Origin of the sequence: Gimesia chilikensis, from assembly GCF_008329715.1 — a bacterium.
Lineage (GTDB): Bacteria > Planctomycetota > Planctomycetia > Planctomycetales > Planctomycetaceae > Gimesia > Gimesia chilikensis.
Map to the genome: position 1 here is coordinate 138,262 of NZ_VTSR01000012.1, position 14,574 is coordinate 152,835.

Below are 14,574 nucleotides of genomic sequence, written 5' to 3' on the forward strand. Positions count from 1 at the left end.
CGTCATCCTAACGGGTAACGATTCAGGAATTCACGGGAGTGAAATTAGCGTGAGCGATCAACAAGAGAGTCAGGCAGACCTGAAAAAAGCGGGCTACGATGAATCGAACATTCGAGCCCTGGAAGGTGTAGAAGGGATTCGCACCCGCCCCGCCATGTACATCGGCGATACCACGCTGCGGGGTCTGCATCACCTGGTTTATGAAATCGTGGATAACTCCATCGACGAATGTGTGAACGGTTACGCGTCCGTAATTAACGTCAAAATCAACGCGGATGGCAGCGTGAGCTGCAGCGACGATGGTCGTGGAATTCCCGTTGGGGCGATGCCCGACATGAACAACCGGCCGGCACTGGAAGTGGTGCTGACCGAAATTCACGCCGGGGGTAAGTTCGACCGCGAAGGGGGTTATAAAACCGGAACCGGTGGTCTGCACGGCGTCGGGATTACCGCGGTGAATGCGCTCAGTGAATGGCTCGAAGCGGAAGTCCGCCGGGAAGGTCATGTCTGGACCATGGACTTCGCTGCAGGGCTTGTAAAAACCCCACTGCAGAAGCTGGCCAAAACCGAAAAGAGCGGCACGAAGATTACCTTCAAACCCGATGGTACGATCTTCCCCGATACGAAGTTCATCTACGACACGCTGACCAAGCGACTCCAGGAACTGGCGTTTCTGAATGCGGGTGTGAAAATCCGGATCACCGACGAACGTTCGGGGCAGTCGGATGAATTCCACTATGAAGACGGACTGGTTGAATTTGTCCGCTATCTGAACCGGACCGAAACTGTACTCTACGAAGAAATCATTTCGATCCAGGGAGAGATGGAAGGGGTGCAGGTCGACATCTCTGTCCAGCACAATGATGGCTCTACCGAGAATGTCCGCTGCTTTGCCAACAACATTTTCAACATCGAAGGGGGAACGCACTTCTCTGGTTTCCGTGGTGCTCTGACCCGTTCGATCAACGCTTACGGCAAGAAAGCCAACCTGTTCAAGGACTTCACACCCAGTGGTGATGACTTCCGCGAAGGGTTGACCGCGGTGATTACCGTGCGTGTGCCCGATCCTCAGTTCGAAGGGCAGACCAAAACCAAGCTGGGTAACAGCGAAGTCGAAGGGATTGTGCAGACGGTTGTCAACGAGAAGCTGATGAAGTTCTTCGAAGAGAACCCCTCGGTTGCCAAGAAGATCGCTCAAAAAGGTCTGCTGGCAGCAGAAGCCCGCGAAGCTGCCAAGAAGGCCCGCGAAATGGTACGGCGTAAAGGTGCGCTGACAACCGGTGGCCTGCCTGAAAAACTTCGCGACTGCCGCAGTCGTGAGCTGGACATTACCGAACTGTACCTGGTCGAAGGGGATTCGGCCGGTGGTTCTGCGGATACCGGTCGCGATTCGAACATTCAGGCAATTCTCCCGTTGCGTGGTAAGATCCTGAACGTGGAAAAAGCCCAGCTGGTCAAAGTGCTGGATAATGCGGAAATTTCCAACATCTTCAAAGCCGTAGGGGTTCCCCCGGGAGCCGAGTTCGATGATGTGACCAAGCGTCGTTACGGTAAGATCATTCTGATGACCGACGCCGACGTCGACGGTAGCCACATCCGTACGCTGCTGCTGACCTTCTTCTTCCGCCACATGCGGGAACTGGTGAACCATGGCTGTGTGTATGTCGCACAACCTCCGTTGTACCGCGTCGAACAGGGTAAAAAACGGCGCTACGTGCAGACCCAGGAAGAGATGATGAACGAGCTGGTAGAACTGGCTCTGGGCGATGCGAACCTGACCTGTGAGGACGGCACCGTATTCGAAGCGGACATGCTGGAGAAACTGGTCGACCTCGTCGGCGAGCTCGAAGAGCCTTTGGGAACACTGGATCGTCGCGGGATTGACCTGAAATTCCTGGCTCAGAATCACGCCACTGACGAGGGACTGCTGCCTCAATACCGAATCTTCCTGGGCAAGGAACAGTTCTGGTTCAACTCGCAGGATGATATGAAAGAATTCCTGAAAGAGGAAGAACAGAAGCGGGGTGAAGAACTGCGGATTGCCGATGAAAACGGTGATTCCTCAGCCGACTCCGAAGAGGATGAAGAAGACTTCGGCAAAGATGATGGGTTGCAGGTTACGGACATTCACGAGATCCGCTCGATCAATGAGTTCCTGAAACAGCTCAAGGGTTACGGCATCGCATTGAAGGATTTCTATTCACCCGGCAACCGGAACGGGGAGCCGATCTTCCCGTTTACGATTCACAGCGGCAACAGCAACGTCAAGCTCAGCAGCCTGCGTCAGCTGCTGCCCTCGCTGCGTGATCTGGGTGAAAAAGGCCTGAAACTGACCCGCTTCAAAGGACTGGGCGAAATGAACTCGGAAGAGCTGTGGGACACCAGCATGGATCCTGAGAACCGGGTTCTGTTGCAGGTCGGCATGGAAGATGCCGCTGCCGCCGATGAGATCTTCCGTGTCCTGATGGGTGACGTGGTGGAACCCCGCCGCGAGTTCATCGAGAAGCACGCCCTGGATGTGAAGAACCTCGATATTTAATCATCGAGATCTTCAGCTGGCGAATCAGACGAGATCGGAGCCTTCCAGGGAAGCAATGAACGGAAGGTGCCGATACTCGTTGTTGAAGTCCAGACCGTAGCCGACGACGAAGTGATCGGGAATTTTGAAGCAGTGATAGTCCGGTCCGAAATCGACTTCAGTGGCTTCTTCTTTCCAGAGCAGGACTGCGGTTTTCAGGGAGCGTGGTTCCTGCTCGCTGATCTGCGCGACAACCTTCTGCATGGTTTTCCCGGTATCGAAAATGTCGTCGACCAGCAGGACATCGCGTTCGCTGAGGTCGGGCAGATAATCCAGGTTGACGAACAGCTCACCGGGTTTGGTTGATTTGCCGCGATAGCTGGATGCCTGGAGCAGTCCGACCTGATGCGGTACATCGATGGCACGAATCAGGTCTGCCAGCAGAACCAGGCTGCCGGCGAGGATGCCGATAATCGTTAAGGGGCGACCCTGGTATTCCTGGGCCAGTTCGCGTCCGAGCGCGATTACCCGTGAGTTGATTTCGTTCTGGTCAATAAGAACTTTCAAAGCAACAGCCTTTCGTTAACTTGTCTCGGTCGTATCTCCGGCGAGTTCGGTTTTCATGAACTCTCTGAGCAGCATGGTCGCATACACGCCGGAGGGGAGCGTGAACTCGAAGCGTACCCCGTTCTCTGTCGGTTCCAGCTGGAGTGCTTCCGGCCGGATCAGGTAGGGTCGCCTGGTTCCCGCGGTCAGTTTTTTATAGCGGTTAAACAGATCGGGCTCCAGTCCAAAGTCGTTCAGAACCTGCTGTTCCTGTGCGGATGTTTCCTGAGTCGGCTGTTTCATTTTCGGACCGAACAGGGGGCCGGTAATCATGGTTTCTCCCTGATCGAACCTTTGCTGTTCGGCGGCGACATCTTCAACGACGAACAGTCCCCCCGAAGCACAGACCTGCATGACATCTCCCATTTGAACGGTCTGCTGCTGACCGGCGAGAATCCGGTTGGCGAGCGTGCGATTGAACAGCGCCGACTGCACTGCCGAGAGGGCCAGCCGCTTGAGGGCTTTATTTCGCATGTATTTTCCCGGGACCCGTTTTCCCAGGAGCAGTTTAACCCCCATGTCGAAGGTCTCGTTGTCGCGACCCATTCGCTGGGCACCGTAGTAATTCGGAAAGCCGGTCTGGGCGATCTGTTCCTGAATCGCTTGCGCTTTGTCGAAGGCGTTGTCTTCTGTATCGCGGACGATAATCGAGAAGCGATTCCCTTTGAGGTGCCCGGTTTTGAGTTTGTTCTCGTGTCGGGTTGCTTTAAGAATCTGGATACCGGTGAATTCGAAGGTTTCAACCAGCGGTTCACATTCGGCGGGGACAGACACATATTGACGAGTGACGGCAAAGCGGTCTTTGAGTCCGGCGACGCCGATATCGCGTGGATTGATCTGCAGGATGCGGGCCAGGTTCTTCACCAGGTAGGGGGCGGAGACGTCCCGTTTCTCAATCCAGAGGAACAGGTGCTCGCCGGCTCCCGTGGGTTCATAGACGGGGATTTCGTCGACGACGAAGTCCTCGGGGGTCTGTTTCAGCTGGCCGCCGATCCCCGGTAAGTCTGGTGTCAGAAAAGGGAGTGTTTCGATTTCGGACTCAGACATACGGGGAGATTCTACTATCTATTGGCGATCGCGAGGGAAAACAGCCGGATGAACCCTTCACCCAGTTCGAGGTTCAGGCTGAACTGACTGGCGGTGATTTTAGGAGAAAAGGTTACCAGATCGCCACCGGTAGCGAAGGCGACTTTCGCGGATTCCACAAATTCCGGATCCTTATTCTTCTGACTGGCCAGGGGGAGAATCGAGGCGAATTTCAAAGAGAACAGGAAGGGGGAGCCGGGTTTTGTCTGTTTACCCTGTTTGGCTGCTGCGGAGATGGAGGCGGAGAGCAGTTCCAGGCTCGAAGGTTCGCCCATGGCGACCCAGCACTCTGTATCACTGCAGCCGAGGAAAATAACGGGGTTTTCACCGAAGATATCCCGGGCGTTGTTTTTCACATCATCGGGAGAGATCTGATGAATGACTACACCTTCGACCTCCGCCACATTGGCTTTGATGCCTTTGGTATCTTCTGCCTGGGAAATCAGATCGAAGAATTCCTGCAGGCCTTCGCGGAACGAAGCCGCCTCCTGGAGTTTCAAAGCGCCGATCAATGCCAGTTTCTCGTCGCCGTTCTGAACCAGTTTGATGTGGGCATCGAGTTTCCCGGACTTGACCGTAGATTCTGCTGACTTGAAGATCTTCGCGGCTGGTCCCGGATTGGCTTCGCTGCCGAAAAACACGGGAGGCACATTGGATTTCGACTGTTCGATGACGTCGAGCAACATTTTCTGTTCGATGTCTTTGTGCAGGGGAACGATCGTGTATCCGAGCACATCGGAGTCAGCGGCATTCAGGTAGGAGTACTGGCTGGCTTTCTGCGAGAGTGCTTCCAGCTGTTTTGTTAAATCGGTTCCCGGTTTGGCATCGATACCAAAATGCAGCAGGATCTGTTTTTTCTCCCGGGAGAGTTCGTAACCAAAGGTCAACGCAGCGCCCTCTTTGGCAATCGTCTGGAACTGCTTGAAGATCATCATCGTCGTGGCTTTGCGGCTTTCGAACTGGAGGTCCGTTTCGCTCTCTTTCTTCTGCAGTTGATCGTCGATGCGGGCGCTGGCCAGGTCGACGGCCATCATCCGCATCGGCTCGGGAACGTTCTTCAGCAGCAGAGATGCCGCGATGTCGTATTTTTCTGCCAGCGGTTTGGTGAATTCGTCGGGGTTGTAAAAGTCGCGGTCGAGAGCTTCGCTTTTGATCTGCACGAAGGCATAGTCATGGGCCATCTTCAGGTGCAGGGAGAATTGCGGCAGGGCGACCGTGTAACGGTTCTCCTGATCGGGAACCGGGTTGAGGAGAATGCCGACTTCTTCGAGTGTCGTTTTCAACGCATCCAGGTCTTTGATGGGGATAAAGCCGACGACTTCAGGTTGTGGCGAGATGCCTTCTTTCAAAAAGACAAAGGCGCCTAATGGCCTGGTTTTATCGATGCCATCCAAGTTGCGATACTGGGCCAGAAAGCCTTTGATCATCGCGGGGTACTCGGGTTTGTCGATGGTCGAGAACATATAGTCGACGTCATCCAGGACCCGGTCGATGCTGGCGATCGACGCCACGGCGATGGGCTGGTTCCAGTCGATCTTGTCTTTGCGGGGTTCGTCCGATTTGGGTTGTGCCAGGGCCAGGGTGCTGATGGCCAGAAAGGAGAGGGTCAGAGTCACGCGTTGAAAGAGTGAAGTCCTCGACAATGTCTGCACGGCAGAACCCCTTCATATCAAAGAAGAATCAATGGATAGATGACAATGGAAACAGGGAACGGACCGGATCTCAAGTGAGAACCGGAGCGTCTGTTCCAGTGTACCTGTCTGAGCGGAAACGGGTTACAAGATTTTTGGAATTTCCCGTCAGTTCGTCTGAAATGCATCTTCGACGAGGAAAACGATCAGCGAGCGTGCACCATGGGCACCGATTACCAGTGACTGTTCGATGTCGGCCGTTTTGGACGGGCCGGACATGAAGGTTCCAAAGCTGTTCCCCGCAAAAGCGAGCCGTTCGTAAGCTTCGGCCATGTTGTTGATCACTGCGGAAGCAGGCACGAGCAGGGCAACGTGTTGTGCGAGAAAGTAGAGCACACGCGCTGGTCCGCCATCGTTGGTAATCCAGACGGCGCCGTTTTCTGCAACAGCGAATTCGCCGGGAAGAATGGCAAAATCGATGTCTTCGAAATCGTGGGGGTCAGTGATTTCGGGGATCGAAACATTCGGATTGCCGCATTCGGAGATCTGAGAACAAACCTTTTTCGCATCAGTGAACGCAGGCATTTCTGCGAGTTTCTGAGTTGCCTCGGCAACGTCTTTAACCTGCAGGCAGATTCCACCGACGCCGGAAAGGACCTCGGTGAACTGCGCCGTTGGATCGGGATACTGAATCCACCGCTGTTTGAGTTCGGGGGCTTCCAGGTTGGGGAGTTCGACGGGAGGGACCGACTGCTTCCGGAGCTTGCTGAGAATGTCGTCTTTACTTTTTGTCATGATTCTCTTTCATCCATTCCCGGAAGCTCTGTTTGGGGAACTCGGGCAGCTCCCGCTGTTTTCCCCAGTCATTCAGGCGATTATACAGCAGGAAGCGGGGCAGCTTGGGTACGATCCAGCGTGCCATTTTCCCAGACAGTTTGTAGAGCTTTGGTGCCTGCATCATCCAGGACATCATTTTCATGGAGATCCGTTTGGAGAAGGGGAGGAAGCCCTTGATGCGAATTTCTTTCCGCCAGGTGAGCAGCTGATGGTGTAGATCGATTTTGACCGGACAGACGTCGGTGCAGGATCCACACAGGCTGCAGGCGAAGGGGAGCGAAGAGTTCTCCTTTGGATCACGGGCCGGTCCCAGGATCGAACCGATGGGCCCGGGAACGGTGTTGCTGTAACTGTATCCGCCACTGCGTCGGTAGACGGGGCAGGTATTCATACAGGCGGCGCAACGAATGCAGTTCAGCGAGCGACGGAATTCATCGCTGCCGGAAATTTCACTGCGACCGTTGTCCAGGAGGACGATATGCATTTCCTGTCCGGGGGCTGGTCCATGGAAGTGTGAGGAATAGGTGGTAATCGGTTGTCCGGTCGCCGAGCGGGCCAAAAGTCTGAGAAAGACGCTCAGATCACCGGCCCGGGGAATCAGTTTTTCGATGCCCATGCAGGCGATGTGGAGTTTATTGAGCGAGGTTCCGAGGTCGGCGTTGCCTTCATTCGTGCAGACAACAAAACCACCGGTCTCCGCGATCGCGAAGTTGACCCCGGTAATACCAGCTTCGGCCTGGATGAACTTCTGCCGGAGATGCTGGCGGGCGGCTTCGGTCAGGTACTGGGGATCGGTGGCCCCTTTTTCAGTACCCAGTTTTTCGTGGAACAGCTCGCCGATCTCTTCTTTCTTGATGTGAATTGCGGGCATGACGATGTGACTGGGTGGCATGTTCTGCATCTGTACGATGCGTTCGCCGAGGTCGGTGTCGATGATCTCAATCCCGTGCCGCTCGAGGTAAGGGTTGAGATGACATTCTTCGGTCAGCATCGATTTGCTTTTAACCACGCGGCTCACGTTGTGCTGTTTCAGAATGCCGTGCACGATTTCGTTATGCTCGGTCGCGTTGCGGGCCCAGTGGACGTGCACGCCGCGGGCAGTCGCGTTACGTTCGAATTCTTCGAGCAGGTTTGGCAGATCGGAAACCGTGTGCTGTTTGATCTGTGAAGCCTGTTCGCGGAGCAGTTCCCATTCGGGGAGCTGGTTGACGGCTTTGTCCCGCTTGGAGCGAACGAACCAGAGCGACTGATCATGCCAGTGCGCACGGTCTTTGTTCTCGATGAATTCGGCTGCTAATTGGGGATGTGAAGGCATGTTATAAACACTCAGCAAAAATTTCGGAGATGTGCATGACCCGGATCGGTTTCTTCTGCCGACGGATGATGCCATTCAGATGCATCAGGCAGGACATGTCCAAAGCGGTGAGGACTTCGGTGCCCGCCTGCTCGTGATCGTGGACGCGGTCTTCGCCCATCATGCAGGAGACCGCTTCTTCCGCCACGGAGAACGTTCCCCCGAAGCCGCAGCATTCGTCGGGCCGCTGCAGCTGGGTGATCTCGACACCTTCGATGCTTTCGAGCAGAGCCCGGGCGTTTCCAAAGGGTTCGCCTACGACTTCGCTCGAACTGGCCAGGCGGAGTTCTCGTAAACCGTGACAGCTCTGATGCAGGCCGACTTTGTGAGGGAAGCGACCCGCGAACTGTTTTACTCCCAGTACGGTGGTCAGGTAGTCTGTGAACTCGTAGGTTTTACCTTTGAGGTTTTCGTAGTCGGCATCGTTCTGGAAATATTCGTCATAGTGATGCGTGACCATCGAGACACAGCTTCCCGAGGGGCAGACGACGGCGTCGTACGCTTTGAAAATCTCGACGAAGCGTTTTGCCAGTGGTCCGACTTCATTCGTACAGCCGGTGTTGGCCATCGGTTGACCGCAGCAGGTCTGGCTTTCGGGATAGTCGACTTCGACACCGAAATGCTCGAGGATTTTCAGAGTGGCAATCCCCACCTGTGGGAACAGCTGATCAACATAACAGGGGATAAACAGGCCAACTTTGGGCGCCATGGCAGGAAACTCATCAGGGGTTTCGAAGGGTTCTCAATTCAATCACTGATACTCTCTCTTTTATAGTCCTCCGGGTCATGAATGCCAAGCCGACCACGAGTTGAGAATGCGGACGCTCAGCGAGAAATCGCGGTCAATGTACTCAGAAGCCAAGGAGTCGCGAAATATTAAATCTTCCTGCGTAATTCCTGTGACCCTGATTCAAAGAGGATTCAGCGTACTTACGCAGCTGGTCTATGAGAGACCGCACCCGCGGTTTGCCAGTTATTTTTGATGTGCGCGAGATTCAAGCCACCCACAACGAGATTACTGACTCCCGGATTTTCCAGAACAAACGCAATCGCTTCCGCGGGGGGAAGATGTCCGGAAGCGAGTCCTTTTTTGACCAGAATGCCGAGACCCTGGTCCGCAGCGCGTTGAATCAGTTCTGCGTGCGAAGGATCTTCGAGGTGATATTCGACCATCAAGAGATCAGCCCAGTCCAGAGCCGCAGTGCCACCTGCCACGGTTTTTCCTGAGAGACCGATCCAGCGAATCTTGCCCGCCTGTTGAAACGACTGCAGGACCTCGACAGCATCGCTCTCGTTAAGAATTTTCTGATCGTCTCCGTTGGAGTGAATCAGAACCATGTCCAGCACATCGGTCTTGAGACGTTGCAGACTCCGCTCCAGGCTGGCGGTCAGACTCGCACGAGAATAGTCGTAGTTTGATTGTCCGTTTTCGAAGGTCTCACCGATTTTAGTCGACAGCAGAAACTCAGCGCGGCGGTGTGACAGAAAGCGGCCGATACGTTCTTCGCTGATGCCATACGCGGGTGCCGTGTCGATGTGATTGATACCCAGATCGAGAATCGAGTTGAGCAGCGAATCGGTGGTGGCGTCATCGGGCAGGTCGTAAGCCTGGCTGTATTTAATCTGTTGATTGCGGCCGATTTTGAACGCACCAAAGCCAAGAGCACTGATGGAAGCACCCGTATTTCCCAGGGGACGATATTGCATGCTGATGAGTCTTTCTGCTTCAGGCGGCGGTGGTACGTGTGTCGTTCTCTTCCAGCGTCAGCCACTCCGATGCTGTCTCCCAGGGAGGCAGAGCGACAGTGGGGCGGGCTAATTTCTGGAGTGCCGTGAGATCGGACTGGTTGCCAGACGCAGGCGAGATTCCCTGTTTCTTGAGGCAGTCGAACACATCTTCTGCCAGCTGTGGTGCCAGAGCCAGTTTGGTAGGCCAGGCGGTGATCAGATTCCCTTCGACAACCAGTTGAGGTGTTTCCGGTCGCAGGCCTGACTTCGTGGCTCCTTCGGCACGATCAACCTGGTACGAAGTCCATTCCAGGCCGGAGACGTTGATCCCGGGCATGACAGCCTTTAGCTCCCGGGCAGCGTGAGCGACGAGTTCCTGTCGAGACTGACCAACGCCCTGTTCGGCGATTTGTCCTCCCAGTTGCCAGACAGTACGTCCCAGGGAGTCGGTATCTGATGTGATCGTGACCCGCGTTTTAGCGCCGTCGACACAATGTCCATTAAACGGCGGCAGTTCACCCCGCACGAGAACCATGTGCAGGGGGCGTCGTTGCATGAAGGGGGCGGTCTGAGAAACGGCATCCGGACGTGCCTGGGTGCGAAGCGATTCGTTACCGCTGCCGGCAGTCAGCAGAACAGAGCTAGTGTTGATCGTAAGTGGATCGTCCTCGGTGGTCTGCAGTTGAACCGCGGTGATGTTTCCGTGTGTGTCTGTTTGAAAGGTCAGCTGTGCGGGATCATATTTAAAAATCTGGTCGGCGTGCGTTTGTGCCAGATTGCTGATCAGGCTGAAGGGGGAGATCACCTGTTCTTCCATGACGCCGATGGAACCGGGGCAGCCGGCGAGGACCGACGGTGTTTCGTCAGCGGTCAGACTTCGGGGCGCGACGCGGAGACCCATTTTGGCACCAAACATTCCCAGCCGGGAGGAGAGGGATTCGGTTCGCCAGAGATAACAGTGGGGTGAGCGGACTTCGGTCTGCGAGAGATCGGGGGTCTGTTCGCCGGTGAGGGATTTCCGCCAGATCAACGGCATCTCGCGAATTCCGCGTGCGGATCCGGTCATCATGCCCTGCAGTGTGTATTTCAATCCGCCGTGAATGATGCCCTGGGAAGCGATGGTCTGGCCACTGCCCAGTTCGAAAGCTTCGAGCAGAAGACACCGGTATCCCCGCCGCGTGGCTTCGCTCAGGGTCCAGAGGCCGGCAATGCCTCCTCCGAAGATAATCAGATCTGCCGCAGGCACGATGAGAATCCTTTCTCACAATGAGAAGGTGTCCCTTCCCGTAAAACGTCAATTTGAACGGAGTTGAAGCTGTTTTTTAATGATTTTACCCCGATTCGGGAAGGTGAATCGGGGTAAAATGCGTGTTCAGAATGTCAGTTTCAGCGAAAAAGGAGCTGTCGAGGCATCCAGATTAAATGGAGGCCCGGGCTTCTTTCTTGAGCAGCACGATGGCTTCGACTTCGACTGAGATGTTACCGGGCAGGGAACCCATGCCGACGGCACTGCGGGCGGCGCGACCATTTTCGCCGAAAATCTGCACCATCAGATCGCTGAAGCCGTTGATGACCTGCGGATGATGTTTGAAATCGGGGGCGGCATTGACCATGCCGAGCACTTTGACGAAGCGATCGATGCGATTCAGGTCACCCAGGTACTGTTTGAGGGTCGCCAGCATGGTCAGACCAACAGCGCGGGCCGCTTCGACCCCCTGTTCTTCGGTGATTTCTTCGCCAACCCGTCCTTTGTGCATAGAGCCATCCGTTTTGACGGGACCATGACCGGAGATATACAGCATGTCTTCCACCTGGACGACGGGGTTATAGATTCCACCTGGTTTGGGGGCTTCAGGGAGTTCCAGATTCAGTTCCTGAATTTTTGCCTCGATGCTCATTTTCGGTTCCTGTGTTTAAAAAGTTCGATTCGATCGGAAAGTGTCATTTCAGGCAGCCGATTCCCGGGCGGGCGAGGGGTGCCGACTCCATTCCAGAATAAAACGAGCCCTGCTGATTTCCAATCGCCCGACGAACACTCTTTTCAAAAACAGAATGATCCGGGTGAAGTCCAATTCCGTATCCAATACGGGCAGGCGTGGAAAAATAGAAAAAGCGTGTAAAAATCCTTTCGGAACTGACTATCAGACCGTTATGATACGCGGGAGAGAGACCTCTCGAAATCAACTACTTGCAGGGAGTTAAGCAGACTATGGATAATCTTTGGCAAATCGCAGGATTCCTGCTCGGGGGATTTTGTATCATCCTGGGCATCGTCTTTCTGGCGTTGTTCGCCCGGTATTTCAAGCTCTGGATCCAGGCCTTCTTTTCCCGTGCGAAGATTGGCCCGTTATCTCTGGTCTTCATGTCGCTCCGGAAGGTAAAACCTTCGGTGATTGTCGACACCAAAATTATGGCGGTCCAGGCGGGGCTGACAGACATTCCCACGCAGTCCTATGAAGCCCATTACCTGGCAGGGGGCAATGTGCATCGCGTGGTGCATGCCCTGATTGTTGCACACCGGGCCCGGATCGAACTCGACTGGGATACCGCCTGTGCGATCGATCTGGCAGGACGAAACATCATCAGCGCGGTGGAAACCAGCGTGGATCCCAAAGTCATCGACTGTCCCGATCCGAAGAAGAGCGGTCGTCCGACTCTGGACGGCGTCGCGAAAGACGGCATTCAGCTGAAAGCCCGTGCTCGCGTCACAGTGCGAACCAACCTGAACCAGTTGGTGGGTGGGGCTACGGAAGATACGGTGATCGCTCGCGTCGGCGAGGGGATCGTCTCTGCCATCGGTTCCTGTGAAAGTCATAAAGAAGTTCTGGCGAATCCGTCCGTGATTGCCCGCAATGTGCTGGCCCGGGGCCTGGATTCCCAGACTGCGTTTTCGATTGTTTCAATTGATATCGCCGACATTGATGTGGGCGAGAATATTGGCGCCCGTCTGCGGGCAGACCAGGCGGAAGCCGACGTACGAATTGCCCAGGCCCGGGCAGAAGAACGCCGTGCTGAGGCGGTTGCCTCCGAACAGGAGATGGTAGCCCGAACTCAGGAAAACCAGGCGAAAGTCGTCCTGGCGGAAGCAGAAGTGCCTCTGGCGATGGCCGAAGCCTTCTCACATGGTAATTTACGGGCAGTTTAACTGATGTAATGATCAGTAAATAAGAGGTTGTCGATCAATACAATCAGTCCGGCTGTAAGGGATTCAACAGCACCAGAAATGGTTTCAAAGCGGACTTGATTGAGAGGTCGATGAATTAAAGCAGCCAGACAGGATGTGTTTTTGTAAAAACTGGTTGAAATTTAGTCTGGTGATTGACTAATATGGTGTCAGTAACAGCAGCAGGAGGTTGTTGTGGACTGAATTCTCCGGATCACCTCGAGAGAGTTTTTGTTTACCTATGGCAGAAATCGCAAATATCAATATTACGGAAAAACAACTGGACCTCCTTTTGTCAGGTTTGCGCTACGTTAAAAGTGCGGAAAAGCTGCGAGTGGAAGATCCCACACCTGAATACGTCCGTAGCCGGACCGAGAAGCTGGAAGAAATTACCGCTCTCGAAAAGACTCTGAATTCTTCACCGCGCCAGGAAAGTGCTGCTCAGGTTTGAGAATTACCAGCGCTTAGGTTGAGTTTAGTTCCCAGATTCAATTCAATAGGACGGTTCGCGTTGCGCGCATTGGCCCAGTCCCGCCGCGCAGCGTACCGTGTTTGTTATGATCTGATGAGATGGGAATACCTTACCTCCTATGCGTTATGAGCATGTCTGCGTCGAAGCTGTCAGTTGTACGCTTCCCCCCCACGTTGTCACTTCGGATGAACTCGAAGCGCGTCTGGCCCCGGTTTACGATCGATTAGGTCTGCCTGCGGGCCGACTTGAGCTGATGACAGGTATCCAGGAACGCCGCTTTTTTGATCCCGGAACGCTCCCCGGTTCGATCAGTGCGCAGACCGTCAATCAAATGCTCGACGAAAGTGGATTCGACCGCAAACACATCGGCGGCCTGATTCATGGCTCCGTCTGTCGCGATCAGCTGGAACCAGCGACCGCCAGTGGTGTGCATCATGCCACACAACTTCCCCAGAATTCCCTCGTTCTGGACGTCAGTAATGCCTGCCTGGGTCTCTTAAACGGCATGGTTTTCCTGGCCAATATGATCGAAATGGGTCAGATTCGAGCTGGAATTGTGGTGGGAACCGAAGTCGGACGCGATCTGGTGGAAGGGACCATCGATGATCTGCTGGAAGACAACACGCTGACCCGCAAGTCGATCAAGAATCATTTTGCCTCGCTGACGATTGGTAGTGGCTCTGCAGCGATCCTGCTTTGTGACCGTAAGTTAAGTAAAACCGGTCATCGTCTGCTGGGGGGGAGTTTCCAGACTGACACGTCCAGTCACGAGCTCTGTGCCGGGGGTGTCGAAGCCCAGAAGCACGGCGATCACCGTCCGCGGATGCAGACCGATTCCGAATCCCTGCTGGTGGCAGGAGTTAACCTGGCGATTCCGACCTGGGAAGCGACCAAAACCACGCTGGGTTGGGAAAACGAGGATGTGAACCAGGTCTTCACACATCAGGTCGGTAAAGCCCACCGGAAACTGCTACTGGACAAGCTGGGCCTCGATCCTGCCCTAGATTACCCAACCGTTGAACGGCTGGGTAACACTGGAGCCGCAGCCCTCCCCATGGCATGGGCGCTGGGGATTCAGGATCAGATTCTGCAGGACGACGCTAAAATTGCCCTGCTGGGAATCGGCAGTGGTCTGAATTCTCTCATGCTGGGTGTCCAATGGTAAGACGCGCGTCTCCG

13 protein-coding genes are annotated in these 14,574 nt (G+C 54.7%); 4 read left to right on the plus strand and 9 right to left on the minus strand.

Annotated elements, in window-relative coordinates; translation table 11 throughout:
* The first annotated feature begins 49 nt into the window (after positions 1 to 49).
* Complete coding sequence (locus FYZ48_RS17550; protein ID WP_149342696.1) at positions 50 to 2,539, plus strand: DNA gyrase subunit B; 2,490 nt, start codon at positions 50 to 52, stop codon at positions 2,537 to 2,539.
* Between the two features lie 24 nt (positions 2,540 to 2,563).
* On the opposite strand, the gene hpt is transcribed toward FYZ48_RS17550, so the two are convergent.
* From hpt to FYZ48_RS17595, 9 genes are all read right to left on the minus strand, one after another.
* The gene (gene hpt, locus FYZ48_RS17555; RefSeq protein WP_145035302.1) at positions 2,564 to 3,085 is read right to left on the minus strand and encodes a hypoxanthine phosphoribosyltransferase; all 522 of its coding nucleotides are present in this window, start codon (positions 3,083 to 3,085) and stop codon (positions 2,564 to 2,566) included.
* 15 nt (positions 3,086 to 3,100) lie between these two features.
* A complete protein-coding gene (gene truD / locus FYZ48_RS17560; RefSeq protein WP_149342699.1) occupies positions 3,101 to 4,171 on the minus strand; it encodes a tRNA pseudouridine(13) synthase TruD in 1,071 nt (356 codons plus the stop codon).
* A 14-nt stretch (positions 4,172 to 4,185) separates the two neighbouring features.
* On the minus strand, positions 4,186 to 5,862 hold the full coding sequence (locus tag FYZ48_RS17565) for a hypothetical protein (RefSeq protein WP_149342701.1): 1,677 nt from the start codon (positions 5,860 to 5,862) through the stop codon (positions 4,186 to 4,188).
* A gap of 147 nt (positions 5,863 to 6,009) precedes the next feature.
* A complete protein-coding gene (locus FYZ48_RS17570; protein WP_149342703.1) occupies positions 6,010 to 6,636 on the minus strand; it encodes a LutC/YkgG family protein in 627 nt (208 codons plus the stop codon).
* The gene (locus FYZ48_RS17575; protein WP_149342705.1) at positions 6,623 to 7,993 is read right to left on the minus strand and encodes a LutB/LldF family L-lactate oxidation iron-sulfur protein; all 1,371 of its coding nucleotides are present in this window, start codon (positions 7,991 to 7,993) and stop codon (positions 6,623 to 6,625) included. Before FYZ48_RS17575 ends, FYZ48_RS17570 begins: the two co-directional genes overlap by 14 nt.
* A gap of 1 nt (position 7,994) precedes the next feature.
* A complete protein-coding gene (locus FYZ48_RS17580) occupies positions 7,995 to 8,741 on the minus strand; it encodes a (Fe-S)-binding protein (protein WP_149342707.1) in 747 nt (248 codons plus the stop codon).
* 221 nt (positions 8,742 to 8,962) lie between these two features.
* A complete protein-coding gene (locus tag FYZ48_RS17585; RefSeq protein ID WP_149342709.1) occupies positions 8,963 to 9,739 on the minus strand; it encodes an aldo/keto reductase in 777 nt (258 codons plus the stop codon).
* 19 nt (positions 9,740 to 9,758) lie between these two features.
* Positions 9,759 to 11,006: an FAD-dependent oxidoreductase gene (locus FYZ48_RS17590; RefSeq protein ID WP_149342711.1), complete on the minus strand. Its 1,248-nt coding sequence runs from the start codon at positions 11,004 to 11,006 to the stop codon at positions 9,759 to 9,761.
* A 172-nt stretch (positions 11,007 to 11,178) separates the two neighbouring features.
* Positions 11,179 to 11,658, minus strand: a complete 480-nt coding sequence (locus FYZ48_RS17595) for a RidA family protein (protein WP_145035318.1) — start codon at positions 11,656 to 11,658, stop codon at positions 11,179 to 11,181.
* A gap of 311 nt (positions 11,659 to 11,969) precedes the next feature.
* Here FYZ48_RS17595 and floA point away from each other — a divergent pair, with 311 nt between their 5' ends.
* From floA to FYZ48_RS17610, 3 genes are all read left to right on the plus strand, one after another.
* A complete protein-coding gene (floA, locus tag FYZ48_RS17600; RefSeq protein ID WP_149342713.1) occupies positions 11,970 to 12,905 on the plus strand; it encodes a flotillin-like protein FloA in 936 nt (311 codons plus the stop codon).
* Between the two features lie 211 nt (positions 12,906 to 13,116).
* A complete protein-coding gene (locus FYZ48_RS17605; RefSeq protein WP_145035323.1) occupies positions 13,117 to 13,374 on the plus strand; it encodes a hypothetical protein in 258 nt (85 codons plus the stop codon).
* A gap of 139 nt (positions 13,375 to 13,513) precedes the next feature.
* A complete protein-coding gene (locus FYZ48_RS17610) occupies positions 13,514 to 14,560 on the plus strand; it encodes a 3-oxoacyl-ACP synthase III (RefSeq protein ID WP_149342715.1) in 1,047 nt (348 codons plus the stop codon).
* Positions 14,561 to 14,574: the final 14 nt, after the last annotated feature.

Coding starts and splice junctions, on each gene's coding strand:
- FYZ48_RS17580 (WP_149342707.1), bottom strand. CDS start 8,741: ATGGCGCCCAAAGTTGGCCTGTTTATCCCCTGTTATGTTGATCAGCTG.
- FYZ48_RS17575 (WP_149342705.1), bottom strand. CDS start 7,993: ATGCCTTCACATCCCCAATTAGCAGCCGAATTCATCGAGAACAAAGAC.
- FYZ48_RS17570 (WP_149342703.1), bottom strand. CDS start 6,636: ATGACAAAAAGTAAAGACGACATTCTCAGCAAGCTCCGGAAGCAGTCG.
- FYZ48_RS17585 (WP_149342709.1), bottom strand. CDS start 9,739: ATGCAATATCGTCCCCTGGGAAATACGGGTGCTTCCATCAGTGCTCTT.
- floA (WP_149342713.1), top strand. CDS start 11,970: ATGGATAATCTTTGGCAAATCGCAGGATTCCTGCTCGGGGGATTTTGT.
- truD (WP_149342699.1), bottom strand. CDS start 4,171: ATGTCTGAGTCCGAAATCGAAACACTCCCTTTTCTGACACCAGACTTA.
- FYZ48_RS17595 (WP_145035318.1), bottom strand. CDS start 11,658: ATGAGCATCGAGGCAAAAATTCAGGAACTGAATCTGGAACTCCCTGAA.
- FYZ48_RS17610 (WP_149342715.1), top strand. CDS start 13,514: ATGCGTTATGAGCATGTCTGCGTCGAAGCTGTCAGTTGTACGCTTCCC.